The following is a 20,410-nucleotide window of genomic DNA, read 5'->3' on the forward strand; positions in this document are numbered from 1 at the left end:
TTTCAGGAGGGGCGGCCATTGGTTCACGCGCGAGCCTCGACCGTGACCCAATAGCGGGTGAAACGACGCACTTTTACCGGCAGGCTGACCTCCAGCAGGTCGAGGATTCGTTCGCTGTTGTCCAGCGGATAGGTTCCGGAGATCAGAAGGTTGGCGACTGCCTCGTCGCAGTGCAGTTGGCCGCGTCGGTAACGGCCGAGTTCGTCGAGGAAGTCCACGAGGCGCATATGCGCGGCTATCAGCATGCCTTCCGTCCAAGCGCCGCTGTTGGCGTCCAGCGCCGTGGAGGGCCCGGCACCGTTGACGCCAAGGCTCAGTTGTCGTGCTGTCGCCAGTGACAAGGCCGGACCGTCTCGGCTATGAATGTCCACCTGGCCTTCAAACGCCGTCACCTGGGTGTGTTCCGGATATTCGCGGACGTTGAACCGGGCGTCGCGGCTTTCCAGCAGGCCGTAGGCCGTCACGACTTGCAGGGGCCTCGGGTCCCGGGCGACGGTCAGCAACAGTTCCCCTTCCAGCAGGCGGATCAAGCGGCGTTGAGCGTCGAAGCGAACGTCTACCGCACTGCCAGTGTTGAGCTGCAACTGACTGCCGTCATCCAGCGTCAGGCGTCGCCGCTCGCCCACCGGGCTGCGAAAATCGGCCATCAATGGCGGCAGCAGTTGGCGCTCACGCAGGCCCCAGGTCAACGCCGAGCCGGCGCCAAGCACCAGCAGCATCTTCAGTGCCCGACGTCGCGCCGCGGACTTCGGTGCATTGAGGGCCGCATGGGCCAGCGGAGGTGACACGCTGCGCAGTCGCTGATTGACCCGCTGGATATGCTCCCAGGCACGGCGATGTTCGCCGTGGGCATCGAGCCAGTGTTCCCAGGCTTGCTGCTGGCGGGTATCGAGTGGGCCTTGCTGCATTTCCAGCAGCCAGTGCACGGCCTGCTCGGCGACTTGCGCGCTGACGCCCGGTGCGCCGTTGATCGGTGGGGTCATAAGGCAAAGTAGCAGCGCATCGCTGCCTTGTTCAGGTGACGCTTGACCGTCGCCAGGGAAATCCCCAATTCACGGGCGATTTCGTTGTAGGTCAGGCCATCGACCTGGGCCAGCAGAAACGCCTGCTTGACCGCGCGCGGCAACCCATCGAGCAGTTGGTCCAGTTCCATCAGGGTTTGCAGGATGATTGCCCGGTCTTCCTCCGATGGCGTCACGAGCTCCGGCAGTTGGGCGAGGGCATCGAGGTAGGCGCGCTCCAGGTCTTGACGGCGGTAATGGTTGAACAAGACGCGCTTGGCAATGGTGGCGAGAAACGCACGGGGTTCCAGGACCGGCTGCGGATCGCGCGCAGTCAGGACGCGCATGAACGTGTCCTGGGCCAGGTCGGCGGCACTGTCGGGGCAGCCGAGTTTTCTTCGCAACCAGCCGTTGAGCCAACGGTGATGGGCGTTATAGAGCACTTCGACGGTGTGTGCAGGCGGCAACGAGGAACATCCCGACAGCGCTTAGCTGTGCTAGAGAACAAGAATTGTTCGCATTGTAGGGGCGCAATGGTGGCTACGGCAATCGGGACGAGTGCCTGGTTGTTTCATTTGGCCGGGGCACGCGGGTGCTTAGCGCAAGAATGCCTGTCGATACTCTCCGGGGCTTGCGCCCAAGGCCTGGCGAAAACGGTGGGTGAAATGACTGGCGCTGGCAAACCCGCAGGCCAGCGCCATGTCGCCCAGCGGCTGGGACGTGCTGCGCAACAAATGCCGCGCGTGGGCCAGGCGCCGGGCCAGTACATATTGATGGGGTGGCAGCCCGAAACTTTCGCGGAACATCCGCGCAAAGTGATATTCGGACAACGCACACAGCGCCGCCAATTGCCCGAGGCTGATGGCCTCGGCCAGATGGCTGTCGACGTAATCCACCAGCAACCGTCGCTGGTGAGCCGCCAGGCCGCCCTTGAGGCGAAGCCCCTGGCGCTGGCCGACCTGGCTGAGCAGCAAGTGGTTGAGCAGGTCATGGGCCAGGCTGGTGGTCAGCAGGCGTTCGCCGGGTTCGTCCCAGTTCAGTGCGATCAACTGGCGAAAGCGCTGGGCCTGTTGCGGGTCGTCGAGGAACGTTTCCTCGTGCAGTTGCACTTGCCGGGGTTCGCGGTCCAGCAGGGTGATGCAGCCAAGGGCGAATTGCTCCGCGCTGAAATATAGGTGGGCGAGGCGGATGTCGCCATTGATGACCCAGGCGGACTCATGCCCGGCCGGCAAGATGCAAAGTTTGTCCGGTGCGCCTGTGGTATCGGGCCGTTCACGACGAAACGTGCCGGTGCCCCCCGCGATGTAGCACGACAGTGTATGGTGCGTCGGCGCCTCGTAGTCCCGGGCGTCGTGGTGATTGGTCCACAAAGCGGCCGCCATGCCGTCTCCGAGCTCGGCACTGTGCTCCAGGCGAGCGTTGGGCGAGCTGTTGAGGGCTTGGAAGACTTGTAGGGTCTGCAGTGTGGACATGATCGGTTCTCCAACGTTTGCATCCTACTCCGTAGACCGTTCCCTGCCAGCCCATCGCTCATAAAAACCGCAAGATTACGCAAGCGACGGGCAAGCATCGGCGGGACACTGGGGGCCATTGCCAGGAGTCACCGTCATGAACCTCTCGTTGTACCTGCTCACCGTGCTCATCTGGGGCACCACCTGGATCGCCCTGAAACTGCAGTTGGGTGTCGTCGCCATCCCGGTGTCGATCGTTTATCGCTTTGGCCTCGCGGCATTGATCTTGTTTGCCATGCTCTTGCTCAGCCGGCGCTTGCAGGTGATGAACCGGCGCGGCCACTTGATTTGCGTTGCCCAGGGCCTGTGCCTGTTCTGCATCAATTTCATGTGCTTCCTGACCGCCAGCCAGTGGATCCCCAGTGGTTTGGTCGCCGTGGTGTTTTCCACCGCCACGCTCTGGAACGCCCTCAATGCCCGGGTTTTCTTCGGTCAACGGATTGCCCGTAACGTATTGCTGGGCGGCGCCTTGGGGCTGTTCGGGCTGGCGTTGTTGTTCTGGCCGGAGCTGGCCGGTCACAGCGCGAGCCCGCAAACGGTGCTCGGCTTGGCGCTGGCGCTGCTGGGGACGTTGTGTTTCTCAGCGGGCAACATGCTTTCGAGCCTGCAACAGAAGGCCGGCCTCAAGCCGTTGACGACCAACGCCTGGGGCATGGCTTACGGGGCGGCGATGTTGTCGGTGTGGTGTCTGTTCCAAGGCATTCCGTTCGATATGGAATGGAATGCACGTTACGTCGGCTCGCTGCTGTATCTGGTGATCCCGGGTTCGGTCATCGGCTTTACCGCCTACTTGACGCTAGTGGGGCGCATGGGGCCGGAGCGGGCGGCGTATTGCACCGTGCTGTTCCCGGTGGTGGCGTTGAACGTCTCGGCGTTTGTCGAGGGCTACCAGTGGACGGCGCCGGCATTGGTGGGGTTGGTGCTGGTGATGCTGGGGAACGTGCTGGTGTTTCGCAAGCCCCGGCCAGTAGCCGTGAAAGTCGCGCTGGGTGCCCGCTGAGCGATTGCGTCTGGCGATAGATCTGTGGCGAGGGAGCTTGCTCCCGCTGGGTTGCGAAGCGACCCCAAGGTGTATCTGCCGCCACGGTGCATCAGATAAACCGCAAGGGGCTGCTGCGCAGCCCAGCGGGAGCAAGCTCCCTCGCCACAGTGTGTTTTATTTCCAGACTTGTGGGTTGACCAGGTTCTTCGGTCGCTCGCCCAGCAAGGCACTGCGCAAGTTATCCACAGCAAGGTTGGCCATGGCCTCACGGGTCTCGTGGGTGGCGGAGCCGATATGGGGCAGGGTCACGGCGTTCTTCAGCTGGAACAGCGGCGATTCAGCCAGCGGTTCTTTCTCGTAGACATCCAGCCCGGCACCGCGGATGCGACCGTTCTGCAAGGCTTCGATCAGCGCTGGCTCATCCACCACCGGGCCACGGGAAATGTTGACCAGGATGGCGCTTGGCTTCATCAGCCCCAGTTCACGCTGGCCGATCAAATGGCGGGTCTTCTCGCTCAATGGCACCACGAGGCAGACGAAATCGGCTTCGGCCAGCAACTGGTCCAGTTCGCGAAATTGTGCGCCCAATTGGTTTTCCAGCTCGGTCTTGCGGCTGTTGCCGCTGTACAGGATCGGCATGTTGAACCCCAACCGGCCACGCCGGGCAATGGCTGCGCCGATGTTGCCCATGCCGACGATGCCCAAGGTCTTGCCATGCACGTCGCTGCCGAACAGTTGCGGACCGACGGTCGCTTGCCATTGCCCGGCCTTGGTCCAGGCGTCCAGTTCGGCCACGCGCCGGGCGCTGCTCATCAGCAGGGCGAAGGCCAGGTCGGCGGTGCTTTCGGTGAGCACGTCGGGGGTGTTGGTGAGCATGATCCCGCGCTCATTGAAGTAGGCCAGGTCGTAGTTGTCGTAGCCCACCGACACGCTGGAGACCACTTGCAGGTTCGTGGCGTTCTGCAATTGCTCGCGGCCGAGCTTGCGACCGACACCAATCAGCCCATGGACGTGGGGCAAGGCGTCGTTGAACTGCGCGTTGATGTCGCCGTTCGACGGGTTGGGGACGATCACCTCGAAGTCCTGGCGCAGGCGCTCGATCATGGGAGGCGTGATACGGCTGAAGGCAAGTACGGTTTTTTTCATCGTGCAAGGCTCATCTGCAGGGAATACCAAGCACGCTAACATTCCTGGCGCGGGTTAGGCGAGAGGGGAGTTTGATTGGGATATCGCAAACTCCACCTGTGGGAGCGGGCTTGCTCGCGAAGGCGTCGGGTCAGTTTGCATTGATGTTGAATGCCAGACCGCTTTCGCGAGCAAGCCCGCTCCCACATTTGATCTGTGGTGGGCTGTGATTTTGTAACTTCTGATAATCCTAGGCGGCCCGCAGGGAAATAAAGGCGTAATTGACCGGCGCTTGCGTGACCACGCTTGCGCCACTGGCCGTCACTTGGCTGGCAACGTCCTCGCCGGACAGGTGGAACTGCCATTCACCCGCTTCGGGGTCCAACGGCTGCGAGCGGGCCTGATCAATCGCGATGGCGAACGCGGCCATGTTCGGCAGGTAGGCCGTGAATCCGTCGCCCTTCAACGCCGTTGTGTGGATGCCCAGGGACACGCAGATGCGCGCCTTGATCGCGATCTCTTCACGATCGGCCTGGCGTGAACGTTCGATCAACCGAGCCAGCTCTTGGTCCACCAACTCACCGCCGATGATCAACTGCGGCCCCGTTTCCCACGATTCTGGCGGGCAGTCCTTGGCGGCGGTATTGAGCGGGATGTGCGGGTTGATTTCCATGGGGTAGATGCGGCAAACCAAAGGCCTGCGCTCATAGATGCGGCACAGGTTGTCGGCGTCCAGATTATGGCAAGGGCCTGGGTTATAAGCGGCGAAGGTAATTGCCACGAGCACCTCGCTCGTGCCGCTGCGGACCACTGCCGAACGGCGTTCGGCATGTTCGCGCTGCGCCACCGGAAGGCCGAGGCCATTGGGCAGGAAGGCCTCGACCAGGACAATCACCTGGCCGCCGTCATTCGCCCACATCCTGGCTTCGTCGAGCGTCAGGGGAACGTGATGACCGGTGCAGCATTTACCGCACCCTACGCAGGAAAACGTTGTGTTCATTGATCGACCGAAGGCAATAGGCTGAAAGCAGCGACAGAAAAACGCCGCGATAAGCCGTGCGAAGCAAGTTATGCGCCATTCATTGAGGGGCTTCGGCCGGGCGGATCGAGTCCCACTCGGTGACGAAGGCGGTCTTGGTTTTTTTGCGATAAAGGCACAGCTCGGTGCCCGTCGCGCCGTTCATGTGCTTCTGTGGGTATTGGCCTTGCAGTAACAGCGCCGTATAGCCTACCCGGTCATCAAATTGCGCGGCGGTACCGACAGGTTCGGGATCTTTCAGACCGCTGGCCTTGAGGCAACTGGCGAGCACTTTTTTGTCGTAGGCGGCCCACGCGTCGGGGCTGGAAGCCTGAGCCTGAAAGGCGATGGCGGCAGTGAGGCCGAGGAGCATCAGTGCAGGGGTTTTCATCGACAATGTCCTTGTTCGGGGGAACGAGGACAGGAGTATGCATGAGGTCGGGGCAGGGGTCAGAGGCCGCGACGATCGCAGCCTCCTTGAACTTGGCCCGCATCGACGCGGGGGGCTCAGCGACCTTGTTCGGCGACGGCCTTGGCCGCGGTGATCAGGCACTTGGTCAATTCGGGCGACGAAAATTTGGTAAGCACCCCGTTTGCGCCGGCCAATCGCGCTTTCTCACTGTTCATGGCGCTGTCCAGCGAGGTGTGCAGCAACACGTAGAGGTGGGCGAAATCCGGCGTCTCGCGCAGGGTCCGGGTGAGGGCGTAGCCGTCCATTTCCGACATTTCAATATCGGAGACGATCAGGTTGATCTCCTGCGCCGTGCCCTGCAGCTCCAGCAGGCAGTCGATGGCTTCCTTGGCGCTGCGTGCGGTATGGCATTGCAGGCCCAGGTTGCGCAGGGTGTGCACCGATTGCTGCAAGGCGACTTGACTGTCATCGACCACCAGGATCCGGGCGTTGCCCAGGACTTCGGCGTCTTCCATGCTCAATTCGGTCGGCGCGGTTTCGATCTGCGCCGGCGCGATGCCGTGGATGACCTTTTCGATATCCAATACTTGCACCAGCGTGCCGTCCACCGAGGTCACGCCAGTGATGAATGCGCGCACGCCGCCGGAGCCGTAGGGCGGCGGTTTGATGTCGGTGGTCAGGCAATGCACGATCTTGCTGACCGCCTGCACATGCAGGCCCTGCTTGGAACGGCTGACGTCGGTGACGATCAGGCAGCCGCCGTCCGGGTCTTCCAGCGGCCGCTCGCCAATGGCGCGGCTCAGGTCGATCACCGACAACGATGTCCCGCGCAGGGTGGCGATGCCTTTGACGTGGGGATGGGACTCCGGCAGCTTGGTCAACGGTGGGCAGGGAATGATTTCACTGACCTTGAGTAGGTTGATCGCCATCAGCTTGCCGCTGCGCAAGGTAAACAGCAGAAGCGAAAGTGAATCTGCGCGGGCTTTGTTGGAAGACATAAAAACCTTCTGTGGAAAAAGGTGGGGCGAGCATGAAGGTCGCCAGAACAGCTTGTGATATTGGGTTATCGACTTGTCGGGGGCAGGCTTTAGGGTGAAAGCCTGTCGATCACATGGATCGTTGTAACAAGATCCTTGTGCGGGATAGCTTTTGTGGCGAGGGAGCTTGCTCCCGCTCGGCCGCGCAGCGGTCGTAAGATTCGAAACCGCGCTGCGGTTGATGGGCCTGCTTCAGCCCAGCGGGAGCAAGCTCCCTCGCCACAAAAGCACCTCCAACCACTATTTCAGGCCAAGCCGTTTGGCCATCCGCCCCAGGTTCGCGCGGTCCAGCCCCAGCTCCCGGGCGGCGCTGGCCCAGTTGTGCTGGTGACGCTCCAGGCAGGCGGCGATCAGATTGCGTTGGAACGCGTCCACCGCTTCGCGCAAGTCCCCCGTCACGCCTGGTGCGACCGGCGCCGGGTTGGGGGATGACGGTTCGGCGTTATCCCCAGGGGCCTGGGGCAAATCCAGGTCCTGGGCGCTGAGGCTGAGGATTCTCGGGCGCGCCGGGTGGCGGCCCAAGGCCTTCAGGGCGCTACGGCCGATCAGGTGTTCCAGCTCGCGCACGTTGCCCGGCCAGTCGTAGGCCAGCAATGCGGCCTGGGCGTCGCTGGTCAGGCGCAGGCTGCCCAGGCCCATGCGCGAACGATTCTGTTCGAGGAAGAAGCCGCTGAGCAGCAGCACGTCCCGCCCCCGTTCGCGCAGCGCCGGCACCTGCAAGGGATATACGCTCAAGCGATGATAGAAGTCGGCCCGGTAACGGCCGTTGCGCACTTCTTCGGCGAGGTCGCGATTGGTGGCGGCGATCAGGCGAACATCGACCCGGTGCTCCTTATCCGAACCCAGGCGCTGCAGTTGGCCGCTTTGCAACACCCGCAGCAACTTGGCCTGGACAGTCAGGGACAGCTCACCCACCTCGTCGAGGAACAGGGTGCCGCCGTCGGCTAGTTCAAACTTGCCGCGGCGGTCGTTCATGGCCCCAGTGAAGGCGCCCCGGACATGGCCGAAGAGTTCGCTTTCCACCAGCGTATCCGGCAGGGCGGCGCAGTTGAGGCTGACCAGTGGCTGGCCGGCGCGTTTCGACGCGGCGTGGATGGCCTGGGCGACCAGTTCCTTGCCCACACCGGTTTCGCCGGTGATCAATACCGTCAGGTCGCTGCCGCCCACCAGCGTGATCTCTTCCACCAGGCGCTTGTGGGCCTTGCTCTGGCCGACCATGTCGCGGTGTTGCTGGCCGCTGGCCTGGCGATAGACCTCGGCGCGGCGATGTTCGTCCTCGGCTTTCAAGGCCAGGCGCTCGATGCGCTCGGCGGCGCTGACCGTGGCGGCGGCGAGGCTGGCGAAGGCTTGCAGGGCACCGAGGTCGATGGGTTCGAAGCGCTCCGGGTCCAGCGAATCCAGGGTCAGCAGGCCCCAGGGGCGCTCGTCGATGAACAGTGGGCAACCCATGCAGTCATGAACTTCCAGATGCTTGGCCAGCCCCTCGACCAGCCCGTCGTAGGGATCGGGCAGGTCACTGTCAGCGGCGAAGCGGGTGGGGTGCGGGTTGGCCAGCAGCGCTTCGAAGCGCGGGTGTTCGCTGACCCGGAATCGCCGGCCCAGTGTATCGGTACTCAAGCCATCCACGGCGAGCGGCACCAGGCAATCTCCGTCCAGACGCAACAACGCCGCCGCATCGCAGGGCAGCAGGGCGCGCAGGGTGCCGAGCAGGCGCCGATAACGTTCACCTTCAGGCAGTTCACGGGACAGGTCGGCCACCAGCGGCAGCAGGGAGGTCAGCAGGGCGGTTGCGGTCATAATGACTCCGTGTAGTCGAAACGACTATAAGGTGAGCCGTGTCGATATGACTACATTGTTTTTAACTTGTTGATATTAAAGATAAAAAAATATGGCACGGAAACTGATATGACATAAGCAACTGTTATCGATCATACGCCAGGAGTCACCCTATGCTCAGTCGAGAAGAACGCGCCATCATTCGCTCCACCGTGCCCTTGCTGGAAAGCGGTGGGGAGGCGCTGATCACTCACTTCTATCGCATGATGCTGTCCGAGTACCCTCAGGTCCGCCCGCTGTTCAACCAGGCTCACCAGGCCAGCGGCGACCAACCACGTGCCTTGGCCAACGGTGTATTGATGTATGCGCGGCACATCGACCAGCTTGACCAATTGGGCGACCTGGTGGCGAAAATCGTCAACAAGCACGTTGCCCTGCAGATCCTGCCGCAACATTACCCGATTGTCGGTGCGTGCCTGCTGCGGGCGATTGCTGAGGTGCTGGGCGAAGAAATCGCCACCCCCGAAGTGATCGCGGCATGGGGCGCTGCCTACAATCAGTTGGCCGATATCCTGATCGGCGCCGAAGCCGACATGTACGACAAGAAGGCCGAGGCGCTGGGCGGCTGGCGTGGCGAGCGCGAGTTCATCCTGGCGGCCAAGGTCCAGGAAAGCGCGGAAATCACCTCGTTCTACTTCGAGCCGGCGGACAAGGGCCCGATCCTGATGGCCGAGCCGGGCCAGTACATCGGCATGAAGCTCGTGCTCGATGGCGAGGAAGTGCGCCGCAACTATTCGCTGTCGGCCCTGGCGGACAATGGCCAGTACCGGATCAGTGTCAAGCGTGAGCCAGGCGGGCGGGTGTCGAACTTCCTGCATCATCATTTTGAGGTTGGCAGTCGTATCCAGTTGTTCCCGCCGTCCGGGGATTTCTACCTGAGTGCCAGCGAAAAACCGTTGGTGCTGATCAGCGGCGGCGTTGGTATTACCCCGACCCTGGCCATGTTGCAGGCAGCACTGCAAACCGAGCGTCCGGTGCATTTCATTCACTGCGCACGCAACGGCCGCGTCCATGCCTTCCGTGACTGGATCGACGATTTGGCCAAGCGGCATCCGCAACTCAAGCGTTTTTACTGCTACGACGAAGACGACGGGGTAAGCCCGGCGGCGGACAAGGTGGGGCTGTTGAGCCAGGAGCAACTGGCGCAATGGCTACCGGAGCAGCGTGACCTGGACGCCTATTTCCTTGGGCCGAAGGGCTTCATGGGCGCCGTCAAGCGCCACCTCAAGGCCCTGGGCGTGCCCGACCGGCAGAGCCGCTACGAATTCTTCGGCCCGGCGGCGGCGCTGGAATAAGGTCGCGGCAAGCCGGGAGACCGGGTTGCCTTCATCGCGAGCAGGCTCGCTCCCACAAGGGATTTGCACAGGTCTGACGGCCAGCACAGATCCAGGGTGGGAGCGAGCCTGCTCGCGAAGGCGGTAGTACAGCCAGCTTATTCACTGACTGACCCACCGCCATCGCGAGCAAGCTCAGCTCCCACAGGGATTTGTGATGAGTACGATATCTGTGAACAACCCGCAAACCCATGTGGGAGCCGAGCTTGCTCGCGATGGCGGCCGCAGCTCCACCCCTGTCCAACTGACCCGCATTAATCCCCGCTTAACTTTCTTGCGCTCTATTCCCTTCAATTGTCGACGCCCGCTGCTCGTTCACTGTCATGGTCAGCGTGTAGACTTCGGTACGTCCGATCGCGCGCCGGGTGTTGCGAGGCTGCGCGTCGATCCATACAGACAAAGGGAAACGCAATGAGTGAGGAAATGATGCGGCTGGGCCGCGAGCGGCGCTATCTGGTGCTGCTGGGGCTGATCTGCCTGGCACTGATCGGTGGTGCGCTGTACATGCAGGTGGCCCTCGGCGAGGCGCCGTGCCCGCTGTGTATCCTGCAACGCTATGCGTTGTTGCTGATCGCGATTTTCGCCTTCATCGGCGCCGCCATGCGCACCCGCCGCAGCCTGACGATCTTCGAAGGCCTGGTGGTGCTCTGCGCCCTGGCCGGGGCCGGTGTAGCCGGGCATCACGTGTACACCCAGTTCTTCCCCGCGGTCAGTTGCGGTATCGATGTCTTGCAACCGATTGTCGATGACCTGCCGCTGGCGAAGATCTTTCCGCTGGGGTTCCAGGTCGACGGTTTTTGCTCCACGCCCTACCCACCGATCCTGGGCCTGTCCCTGGCGCAATGGGCACTGGTGGCCTTCGTGTTGACGGTGGTGCTGGTGCCATTGCTGGTGTCGCGTAACCGCAAAACGCTTCGCTGAAACGCCTCAATGAAACGCCCCGGTTTCTCCCTTGGAGAGCCGGGGCGTTTTTCGTTTCACCCCCGAGCCGGAGCGTCCTTGATCCGAGGCAAGAATGACCTGCGACAACGTGCGACACGTTGTCACATATCTTGCGACGCTCAGCCTTTCCGACGGCGATTAAACGCTTATTCCTGTAACAAAAAAACGTCTGGTTTCGCAGCCAGCGTCTCGCTTGTAGCAGGCATTTTTAACAGCGCAGCGTCAGGCGCCCCAGGCCCCTGAAAATGGGCGCTTGCCGGGCAAAAAAGCCCTTGCGAATCGGTCCAAGCTGTCTAAATCGGGCGTAGTAGACCTACGTTTTTTGGGGTTCTTGTTGAGAATTAATTTCGATAAGATGCTGGCCCGTTGCAATATCAGCAAGAGATTGTTGCCGGATCGGATAAAAATTATTTCGGGATGAGACATGGTCTACAGCGCGTCACCTCACTACAATCGCCCGCACCGATTTTCCGACCCGGCTCAAGCTTGAGCACGAGAGTGGTCGAAGGGCGCCAGCGCCCCATGCGACCCCAGGTGTCGGTGCCTCCAACTATCCGCACCAAATGGAATTGGGCTTGAACTAGGCCTTTTGACCAACGAATAAGAACTCACTGCTGGCCCAGGATGTGTCGAACAGCCGCTGACGTTCGACGGGCAGCCCTTATTCAATCCAAGAAAATGCCAACCCTTGGCAGGGTGAAGTGTTGGCGATCAAAACCCAACTGCATTGCGCAAGCTGCTTTAGAGGTCGTGAGATGAGTAAAAACAGGTACCCCCGATTACTAGGCTTGTTGCCGCTGCTCGGCACGTTGCTGCTGGGAGGCTGCAACATGACCTTGCTCGATCCCAAGGGCCAGGTCGGCCTGGATGAACGAAACCTGATCATCACCGCCACGCTGCTGATGTTGCTGGTCGTTGTGCCGGTTATCGTCATGACCTTCCTGTTCGCCTGGAAGTACCGCGCAACCAACACCCAGGCCACCTACACGCCGAAGTGGTCGCATTCGACCAAGATCGAAGTGGCGGTGTGGACCATTCCGGTGCTGATCATCATTGCCCTGGGTTATGTCACCTACAAGTCGACCCACGCCCTGGACCCTTATCGTCCGCTTGAATCCGACGTCAAGCCGATCACCATCGAAGTGGTCTCGATGGACTGGAAGTGGCTGTTCATCTATCCGGAACAAGGCATCGCCACGGTCAACAAGATCGTGTTCCCGGCCCACACGCCGATCAACTTCAAGGTCACCTCCGACACCGTGATGAACTCGTTCTTCATCCCGGGCCTGGGCGGCCAGATCTATGCGATGGCCGGCATGCAGACCAAGCTGCACCTGATCGCCAACCAGAACACCGAACTTGAAGGTATCTCCGCCAACTACAGCGGCGCGGGTTTCACCGGCATGAAGTTCAAAGCGACCGCCACCACCCAGGAAGAATTCGACGCCTGGGTCAACGAAGTGAAGAAGGCACCTAAACAGCTTGAAAAAGCTGAATACGAAGCCCTTTCCAAGCCGAGCCAGAACAACCCAGTCGAACTCTACTCGTCGGTTACGCCGAACCTGTTCCAGACCATCATCGACAAGTATGAAGGGATGAATCCGGGCAAGCCGATGCACCACGAGAAGAAAGACAAGGAAGTGGCTCACAACATGGAAGGGATGGACATGAGCTCGCATTCAGCTGCCGGGGCAGAGGAGTAAACGATGTTAGGTAAATTAAGTTGGGAAGCGATCCCGTTCCACGAGCCGATTGTCATGGTGACCCTCGCCATCATCGCGCTCGGTGGTCTGGCATTGTTCGCCGGTATCACTTATTTCAAGAAGTGGACCTACCTGTGGACAGAGTGGCTGACCTCGGTCGATCACAAGAAAATCGGCGTGATGTACATCATCGTCGCCATGGTCATGCTGCTGCGCGGTTTTGCCGACGCCATCATGATGCGTACCCAGCTGGCCATGGCCACCGAGGGTTCGCCTGGCTACCTGCCGCCTGAACACTATGACCAGATCTTCACCGCCCACGGTGTGATCATGATCATCTTCATGGCGATGCCATTCTTCACCGGCCTGATGAACCTTGCAGTGCCGCTGCAGATCGGCGCGCGCGACGTTGCCTATCCGTTCCTGAACTCCCTCAGCTTCTGGCTGCTGGTGTCCGGCGTGGTACTGATCAACGTATCGCTGGGTGTTGGCGAATTCGCCAAGACCGGTTGGGTTGCCTATCCACCGTTGTCGGGGCTGCAATACAGTCCGGGCGTGGGGGTGGATTACTACATCTGGGCGCTACAGCTATCCGGGTTGGGGACAACGCTGACGGGGGTCAACTTCCTGGCCACCGTGCTGAAGATGCGTACCCCAGGCATGAAACTGATGGACATGCCGATCTTCACCTGGACCTGCACCTGGGCCAACGTGCTGATCGTCGCTTCGTTCCCGATCCTCACCGCTACCCTGGCGCTGCTGACGCTTGACCGCTACATGGATTTCCACATTTTCACCAATGAACTGGGTGGAAATCCGATGATGTACGTCAACCTGTTCTGGGCCTGGGGTCACCCCGAGGTGTACATCCTGATCCTGCCGGCGTTCGGTATTTTCTCCGAAGTCATCTCGACCTTCTCCGGCAAGAAGCTGTTTGGCCACCACTCGATGATCTACGCTTCCGGCGCGATCTCGGTACTGGGCTTCATGGTCTGGCTGCACCACTTCTTCACCATGGGCTCGGGGGCCAGCGTCAACGCCTTCTTCGGCCTGGCGACGATGCTGATCTCGATCCCGACGGGTGTGAAGCTGTTCAACTGGCTGTTCACCATCTACCAGGGCCGCCTGCGTTTCACCAGCCACGTGCTGTGGACCCTGGGCTTCATGGTGACCTTCGCCATCGGCGGTATGACCGGCGTCCTGCTGGCCATCCCGGGTGCGGACTTCGTGTTGCACAACAGCCTGTTCGTGATCGCGCACTTCCATAACGTGATCATCGGCGGCGCCGTGTTCGGCTACATCGCAGGCTTTGCGTTCTACTTCCCGAAAGCGTTCGGCTTCAAGCTGCACGAAGGTTGGGGCAAGGCAGCGTTCTGGTTCTGGATCTCGGGCTTCTTCGTCGCGTTCATGCCGCTCTATGCACTGGGCTTCATGGGCATGACCCGTCGCCTGAACGCCACCACCAACCCTGAGTGGGTGCCGTACCTGTACGTCGCCATGTTCGGCGCGGTGATGATCGCGGTCGGTATCGCCTGCCAGTTGATCCAGCTGTACGTCAGCGTGCGTGATCGCAAGAAGCCGGAAAACATGTGCGAACACGGTGATCCGTGGAATGCCCATACCCTGGAATGGTCGACTTCGTCGCCACCACCGTTCTACAACTTTGCCGTGCTGCCGAAAGCGGAAACCATCGACCCGTTCACCGAAGCCAAGGAAGCCGGTACCGCGTACCAGGTTCCGGCCAAGTACGAGCCGATCCACATGCCCAACAACACCGCCACCGGTGTGGTCATGGGTGCGCTGTTGACTGTGTTCGGTTTCGCGATGATCTGGCACATCTGGTGGCTGGCCATCGCCAGCCTGGTCGGCACCGTGGCGTATTTCGTGATCCATGCCGCCCGTGACGATCAGGGCTACATGGTGCCGGTGGATGTCATCGAACGCATCGAAGCCGAGCAGCACAAGCGCCTGGTCGCGGCCGGGAAAGTCCCCGCCACCGCCACCCGTGTTGAAACCTCGTTGGAACAGGCTTAAACCATGTCGAACTTAGTGACCAATGTTGGACACGCCCATGGTCATGACCATGGGCACGATGACCATCACCACGACTCGGGCGAGATGACCGTATTCGGTTTCTGGCTCTACCTGATGACCGACTGCATTTTGTTTGCGTCGATCTTCGCGGTGTACGCGGTGCTGGTTAACAACGTCGCCGGTGGCCCGTCGGGCCACGAAATCTTCGAACTGCCTTATGTACTGGGCGAAACCGCGCTGCTGCTGTTCAGTTCGATCACCTACGGCTTCGCCATGCTGGCGTTGTTCAAGGGCAAGAAAACCCAGGTCCTGGGCTGGTTGGCCATGACCTTCCTGCTGGGCGCCGGCTTTATCGCCATGGAGATCAACGAGTTCCATATCCTGATCGCCGAAGGCTACGGCCCTAGCCGCAGCGGCTTCCTGTCCGGGTTCTTCACCCTGGTCGGCACCCACGGCCTGCACGTGACCAGCGGCCTGATCTGGATGGCGATCATGATGTACCAGGTCCAGAAAAACGGCCTGACCGCCACCAACAAGACGCGCCTGAGCTGCCTGAGCCTGTTCTGGCACTTCCTGGACGTGGTGTGGATCTGCGTATTCACCGTTGTTTATCTGATGGGGACCCTGTAAATGGCTAACGCACATTCCCATGATGGCCATGACGCCGGCCACGGCAGCGTCAAGTCCTACGCCATCGGTTTCATCCTGTCGGTGATCCTGACCGTCATTCCGTTCGGCCTGGTGATGTACCCGTCGCTGCCCAAGAGCCTGACCCTGTGGATCATCCTGATCTTCGCCGTGGTCCAGGTACTGGTGCACCTGGTGTACTTCCTGCACCTGGACCGCTCCGCTGTCCAACGTAACAACGTGGTCGCGTTTGTGTTTGCTGCGATCGTGATTGTCCTGCTGGTCGGCCTGTCGTTGTGGATCATGTTCAGCATCCACACCAACATGATGGCGCACTGAGGAAAGTCCGGATGTCACTGAAGCACTTTATCCAAATCACCAAGCCGGGGATCATTTTCGGTAACGTGCTTTCTGTGGCGGGCGGGTTCTTCCTGGCCTCGAAAGGGCATGTCGATCTGGCCATCTTCCTGGCGGCGATGATCGGCACTTCCCTGGTGGTGGCGTCCGGTTGCGTGTTCAACAACTGCATCGACCGCGACATCGACATCAAGATGGAGCGCACCAAGAACCGGGCGCTGGTCCAAGGCCTGATTCCGGTGCAACTGGCCCTGGCCTTCGCCACGGTGCTGGGCGTGGCCGGCGTGGCGCTGCTGTACTGGGTGGCCAATCCGCTGGCGGCGTTGTTCGCGGTGATCGGTTTTGTCATCTACGTCGGCCTCTACAGCCTGTACCTCAAGCGCAAGTCGGTCCACGGCACGCTGGTGGGCAGCCTGTCGGGGGCGATGCCGCCGGTGATCGGCTATGTCGCGGTCAGCAACAGTTTCGACATGGCGGCGCTGACGCTGCTGGTGATGTTCAGCTTGTGGCAGATGCCGCATTCCTACGCCATCGCGATCTTCCGCTTCAACGACTACCTGGCAGCCTCGATTCCGGTGTTGCCGGTCAAGCGCGGCATCCGCGTGGCCAAGAAGCACATCCTGCTCTACATCCTGGCCTTCCTGGTGGCGACCTTGATGCTGACCTTCAGCGGCTACGCCGGCATGAGCTACCTCGCCGTCGCCGCTGCCATGGGCATGTACTGGCTGTACATGGCCTGGACCGGCTACAAGGCGGTGGACGATACGGTCTGGGCACGCAAGCTGTTCGTGTTCTCGATCTTCACCATCACCGCCCTGAGCGTCATGATGTCCCTGGATTTCAAGGTGCCGAGTGAGTTGTTGCTGACTTACGCGCCTTAAGCGCCAGAGCTGCAAAAAAAGCCCCGCCTTCGAGAGAAGCGCGGGGCTTTTTCTTGGGTGTTATTTCGGCTGACGAAGTTCCTGTGGGAGCGGGCTTGCTCGCGAAAGCGGTGGGTCAGTGGAGCTGATGTTGACTGACACGGCGCCTTCGCGAGCAAGCCCGCTCCCACAAGGATTGCTGCGTATCCATTATTGCTTTATGAATGCTGGTCCGCGCAGGATGTTCGCTAAGGGAGAGTTGGGGGAGCCGATCTCCGATCGAGAGAAAATATCCGGCGCGCCATAGAAGCTGAGTTGAAAGTACGAAGTACCTTATGAAAAAGCGCGATCTGTTTGCCGAGATGATGCAAGGCGTCGAGGAGATGGCCGCTCACCGCGAGGGCAAGATCACGCTTAAGCCGTCTTCGCCAAGAGCATCAGGACCAGCCCGGGCACCCTTGGAAACTGGGAGCAGGAAAAGTCCAAGCCTAATGCCCAGGCGGCTTTGTTGATCAAATTGGTCGAGAAGTTTCCGGATATGGTCGAGCGGCTTGGTGCTGTTTGAATCGCCGAAAGCTACGAAAAATCCCCGCCTTCGAGAGAAGTGCGGGGCTTTTTCTTGGGCGTTATTTCCGCTGACGATGTTCCTGTGGGAGCGGGCTTGCTCGCGAAAGCGGTGGGTCAGTTAAGTTGAAGTTGGCTGACCGGACGCATTCGCGAGCAAGCCCGCTCCCACAGGGGAAACTCAACCTGGGCTTATTGCTGGGCGATGCTGTAGCCGTCGAACGCTTTCTGCTGTTGCAGCGCGGTGACGATGCTTTTGCGGGTGACCGGTTGTTCAGTGCCGTCGTTGTCCAGGAAGGTTTCGCTTTCCAGCTCGGCTTCGTCGCCTTCGCCGACGAAGTTGAAACCCAGGAACTCGAAGGCTTCGCGGTCCACGTTCGGCTTGGAGCGCGGCGTGCGCAGGGGCAGGGTGACGCTGATGCCGTCCTTGCTGATAACAAACACTTCGGCTTCCTTCTTGGGCCGCGAGGCCTTGCCCTTGCTGCCGCTCGGGTTGCTGATGGCCTGGTGAGTCTGGTTCAGCACTTTCAGGGCCAGGCCGTAGACCAGCTCCTGGAACGACGGGTCGTCTTTGTAGCTGGAAAGAATGCGGCTGATCGGGAAGCGGCTGCCCAGGTCTTCCAAGGCTGCAAAATCCGCAGCCTCAGCGTCCTTGAGCTGCTTGAGCTGACCCATCAACTCGTAGGCCTTGTCGTCATCGAACGCATCGTGGGCCTGGCGAATGGCGTTGCGCAGTTCGCGGATCTGGTCGCTTTCGCGGTTCGACTGGAACGCATCGAGGACCATTTCGCTGATGGTCTTGGCCTGGGGCAGATGCTGTGAAAGATTGATGGAGTTTTCGTATTCCGCTTTGGACGACAGGGTGACTACGGATTCAGCGGTGTTGGAATCGGACATTGAAATTTCACTACTTCTGTTAGCGGGATGTGGCGAGAAAGGCATTGAGCTTTTTTCCGGCCGCCTAATCTATTGGACGCGGGCGGTGTTGTCACGGTCGGAGCGGTGGCCGGTACGTATTTCATTCGCGCATCAGTTCCATCAGCCGCAATGCGTCCGGCGTTGCGGCGCCGCTGGCGGTGTTGTCGAAGATGCACCAGGTCGGCGTATCCGCAGCGCTCTTCAACTGTTGCGCGAGCTGCTTCAGCCAAGTCTCCTCATAAGGGGAATAGTAGATTCGCGGCGAGCCATGCAAACGGTAATAACGAATGCCAGGCCAGCCTGCCGGTAGATCGCCCCCCGATAAGGGGGACGGATCGGCAGCAACACGACCGATCCGCTCGTTCTCCAGCATCGCCATGGCCTGCGGCGCGAGCCAGCTCGGGTGTCGGGGCTCGAGAACCGCGGGGCCCTGATACCGATCCCGCAAAGCCTCGAAGAAGCGCTCGGCTTGGCTGTTGTCGAAGGCCAGTGATGGCGGCAATTGGATCAACAGGCAACCCAGTTTTTCGCCCAACTGTGAACACTGCCCAAGGAACTCATCCACAAGCCCCTCGCAATCGTGCAGTCGTCGATCGTGAGTGATCTGCTTTGGCACCTTGACCGAGAAGCGAAAGTCCGGCCCCACGCTGTCCGCCCACTTGGCGTAAGTGGCGGGACGATGTGGGCGATAGAACGAACTATTGATCTCCACCGCCGGGAAGCGTGCGCTGTAGCGCTGCAAATGGCTGCCTTCATCGGGAAACGCCGGCCAATGTGCCCTGGGCAACGACCAGCCGGCACAGCCCAGGAAAAGGTTAGGAGAGCAGGGGAGTCGAGTCGGCAACGTGGGAGACCTATCGCGGGGGGGATAAAGCTATGACCGCGACAAACGCCTCATGGATTCATTCCTGGCAATTGCGGCTTCAGTTGCAGATCACGTTTTTGCCGGCCATCTTGGAGCGATACAGCGCCTGGTCCGCCCGATCCATCAGTACCTCTTGCGTCTCGTCGTCGAGCCGCTGCACCACACCAAAGCTCATGGTGATCGGGAAGTCGCCCACCGGGAGCAGGTCGGACAGGCCTCGGCGAATGGTTTCAGCCATCAGGACCGCATCGGCCAACGACGTGTTTGGCAAGATCATGATGAATTCATCGCCGCCCCAGCGCACCAACAGGTCACCGTCGCGCTCGCAGCGTTTGACCGCCTGCACCACCTGCACCAGCGCTGCGTCTCCAAAGGCGTGGCCGTAGCGGTCATTGATGTCCTTGAAGTCGTCGACGTCCATGGCGATCAGCGACAACGGTTCGCGAAAGCGCTGGGCACGCTCACAGGCCAGTGGCAGCGCCTGCTCCAGGCGATAGCGGTTGGCGACCAGGGTCAAGGCGTCGGTTTCGGCGAGCCTGCGGTTTTCGTCGAGTTGGATCTGCAGTTGATGGTTGACTCGAGACAACTCGCGAGTGCGCTCTTCGATGATCGCTTCCAGGGATTTGTTACGCCGTTCGAGTTGCTCGAACAGGCGTTTCTTGTCGTCGATGCTGCGATGGGCACCGATCATTCGAGCGACGCTGCCGTCGGGGTTGCGAGCAATCACGTAACCGCGGTCTTCGATCCAGATATAGGAGCCGTCATGGGCCCGGCAGCGGTATTCGGCTTGGTATTTCGGCGACCGTTGTTCCAGGTAATCGTCGAACAGGGCCATCACCTGGGGATAATCCTCTGGATGGATCACGCTTTCCCAGGTCAGCACGGTATTGCTCAGGGAATGGGGCGTATAGCCGAGCATGGTGTACCAGCCGGGGTTGCGATAGACGAACCCGGTATTGGCGTTCCAGTCCCAGATGCCGTCGCTGACCAGCTCCATGATGGTGTGCAGCACGCTTTCGTCCAGATCGGACAAATCGAACCGCAGCAAATCGATCTTCGAGGCGTCGTCCATCGTTGTTCCCTCAATCAGCCCTGATATCAAAATGCTCTTCAGGGGAGAAGAGTAGCCGATGGGGCTCGGCGTCACTAGCGGGCAGCGCTTCGGGTGAACGCCTGAACTGTGGCGAGAGAGCTTGCTCCCGCTGGGCCGGTCCGACGCTTCGGGCGAAGCAGCCCCAAAGCAGGGCTGCTTCGCGCCCCAGCGGGAGCGAGCTCCCTCGCCAC

At 60.7% G+C, this 20,410-nt stretch carries 19 protein-coding genes and 1 pseudogene; 9 read left to right on the top strand and 11 right to left on the bottom strand.

Annotation, left to right across the window (positions count from 1 at the left end):
- Positions 1–23: 23 nt before the first annotated feature.
- The 3 genes from J3P88_RS05685 to J3P88_RS05695 all read right to left on the bottom strand — a co-directional run bounded on the left by J3P88_RS05685 (position 24) and on the right by J3P88_RS05695 (position 2,473).
- Positions 24–983 (bottom strand): FecR domain-containing protein, encoded by a 960-nt coding sequence (locus J3P88_RS05685; protein WP_186729557.1) that lies wholly within the window; start codon positions 981–983, stop codon positions 24–26.
- On the bottom strand, positions 980–1,468 hold the full coding sequence (locus J3P88_RS05690; protein ID WP_434574393.1) for a sigma-70 family RNA polymerase sigma factor: 489 nt from the start codon (positions 1,466–1,468) through the stop codon (positions 980–982). Before J3P88_RS05690 ends, J3P88_RS05685 begins: the two co-directional genes overlap by 4 nt.
- Before the next feature lie 129 nt (positions 1,469–1,597).
- Entirely contained in the window at positions 1,598–2,473 is an 876-nt protein-coding gene (locus J3P88_RS05695) for a helix-turn-helix domain-containing protein (protein ID WP_434574394.1), read from the bottom strand.
- 136 nt (positions 2,474–2,609) lie between these two features.
- Between J3P88_RS05695 and J3P88_RS05700 the strand changes: the two genes are divergently transcribed.
- A complete protein-coding gene (locus J3P88_RS05700; RefSeq protein WP_186705081.1) occupies positions 2,610–3,512 on the top strand; it encodes a DMT family transporter in 903 nt (300 codons plus the stop codon).
- 156 nt (positions 3,513–3,668) lie between these two features.
- Here the strand turns inward: J3P88_RS05700 and J3P88_RS05705 are convergent, their stop codons facing one another.
- The 5 genes from J3P88_RS05705 to norR all read right to left on the bottom strand — a co-directional run bounded on the left by J3P88_RS05705 (position 3,669) and on the right by norR (position 8,883).
- Entirely contained in the window at positions 3,669–4,640 is a 972-nt protein-coding gene (locus J3P88_RS05705) for a 2-hydroxyacid dehydrogenase (RefSeq protein ID WP_186705082.1), read from the bottom strand.
- A 229-nt stretch (positions 4,641–4,869) separates the two neighbouring features.
- The gene (locus J3P88_RS05710; protein WP_434574395.1) at positions 4,870–5,619 is read right to left on the bottom strand and encodes a YkgJ family cysteine cluster protein; all 750 of its coding nucleotides are present in this window, start codon (positions 5,617–5,619) and stop codon (positions 4,870–4,872) included.
- Positions 5,620–5,698: 79 nt separating this feature from the next.
- On the bottom strand, positions 5,699–6,028 hold the full coding sequence (locus J3P88_RS05715) for a hypothetical protein (protein WP_186729559.1): 330 nt from the start codon (positions 6,026–6,028) through the stop codon (positions 5,699–5,701).
- A 116-nt stretch (positions 6,029–6,144) separates the two neighbouring features.
- A complete protein-coding gene (locus J3P88_RS05720) occupies positions 6,145–7,047 on the bottom strand; it encodes a chemotaxis protein CheV (RefSeq protein ID WP_030139917.1) in 903 nt (300 codons plus the stop codon).
- Between the two features lie 279 nt (positions 7,048–7,326).
- Positions 7,327–8,883 (bottom strand): nitric oxide reductase transcriptional regulator NorR, encoded by a 1,557-nt coding sequence (gene norR / locus J3P88_RS05725; RefSeq protein WP_434574396.1) that lies wholly within the window; start codon positions 8,881–8,883, stop codon positions 7,327–7,329.
- 152 nt (positions 8,884–9,035) lie between these two features.
- Here norR and hmpA point away from each other — a divergent pair, with 152 nt between their 5' ends.
- The 8 genes and pseudogenes from hmpA to J3P88_RS05765 all read left to right on the top strand — a co-directional run bounded on the left by hmpA (position 9,036) and on the right by J3P88_RS05765 (position 17,344).
- Positions 9,036–10,217, top strand: a complete 1,182-nt coding sequence (gene hmpA / locus J3P88_RS05730) for an NO-inducible flavohemoprotein (protein ID WP_434574397.1) — start codon at positions 9,036–9,038, stop codon at positions 10,215–10,217.
- A 450-nt stretch (positions 10,218–10,667) separates the two neighbouring features.
- Positions 10,668–11,177: a disulfide bond formation protein B gene (locus tag J3P88_RS05735; protein WP_186705087.1), complete on the top strand. Its 510-nt coding sequence runs from the start codon at positions 10,668–10,670 to the stop codon at positions 11,175–11,177.
- A 776-nt stretch (positions 11,178–11,953) separates the two neighbouring features.
- A complete protein-coding gene (gene cyoA, locus J3P88_RS05740; protein WP_186705089.1) occupies positions 11,954–12,901 on the top strand; it encodes a ubiquinol oxidase subunit II in 948 nt (315 codons plus the stop codon).
- Between the two features lie 3 nt (positions 12,902–12,904).
- Positions 12,905–14,935 carry a cytochrome o ubiquinol oxidase subunit I gene (cyoB, locus tag J3P88_RS05745; RefSeq protein WP_053187161.1) on the top strand — a complete coding sequence of 677 codons (2,031 nt, stop codon included), beginning with the start codon at positions 12,905–12,907 and terminating at the stop codon, positions 14,933–14,935.
- Between the two features lie 3 nt (positions 14,936–14,938).
- Complete coding sequence (locus tag J3P88_RS05750; protein ID WP_186705091.1) at positions 14,939–15,565, top strand: cytochrome o ubiquinol oxidase subunit III; 627 nt, start codon at positions 14,939–14,941, stop codon at positions 15,563–15,565.
- Complete coding sequence (gene cyoD / locus J3P88_RS05755; RefSeq protein ID WP_434574398.1) at positions 15,566–15,901, top strand: cytochrome o ubiquinol oxidase subunit IV; 336 nt, start codon at positions 15,566–15,568, stop codon at positions 15,899–15,901.
- A gap of 11 nt (positions 15,902–15,912) precedes the next feature.
- Positions 15,913–16,800 carry a heme o synthase gene (gene cyoE, locus J3P88_RS05760; RefSeq protein WP_003178131.1) on the top strand — a complete coding sequence of 296 codons (888 nt, stop codon included), beginning with the start codon at positions 15,913–15,915 and terminating at the stop codon, positions 16,798–16,800.
- Between the two features lie 314 nt (positions 16,801–17,114).
- Positions 17,115–17,344 (top strand): annotated as a pseudogene (locus J3P88_RS05765) (helix-turn-helix domain-containing protein).
- A 191-nt stretch (positions 17,345–17,535) separates the two neighbouring features.
- Here J3P88_RS05765 and J3P88_RS05770 read toward each other — a convergent pair.
- The 3 genes from J3P88_RS05770 to J3P88_RS05780 all read right to left on the bottom strand — a co-directional run bounded on the left by J3P88_RS05770 (position 17,536) and on the right by J3P88_RS05780 (position 20,198).
- Positions 17,536–18,240, bottom strand: coding sequence for a hypothetical protein (locus J3P88_RS05770; protein WP_411385587.1), 705 nt, complete (start codon positions 18,238–18,240; stop codon positions 17,536–17,538).
- 121 nt (positions 18,241–18,361) lie between these two features.
- Complete coding sequence (locus tag J3P88_RS05775) at positions 18,362–19,105, bottom strand: DUF72 domain-containing protein (protein WP_434574399.1); 744 nt, start codon at positions 19,103–19,105, stop codon at positions 18,362–18,364.
- A 79-nt stretch (positions 19,106–19,184) separates the two neighbouring features.
- On the bottom strand, positions 19,185–20,198 hold the full coding sequence (locus J3P88_RS05780) for a sensor domain-containing diguanylate cyclase (protein WP_250965157.1): 1,014 nt from the start codon (positions 20,196–20,198) through the stop codon (positions 19,185–19,187).
- Positions 20,199–20,410: the final 212 nt, after the last annotated feature.

The organism is Pseudomonas sp. Z3-6 (assembly GCF_051131985.1).
Classification (GTDB): domain Bacteria; phylum Pseudomonadota; class Gammaproteobacteria; order Pseudomonadales; family Pseudomonadaceae; genus Aquipseudomonas; species Aquipseudomonas zanjanensis.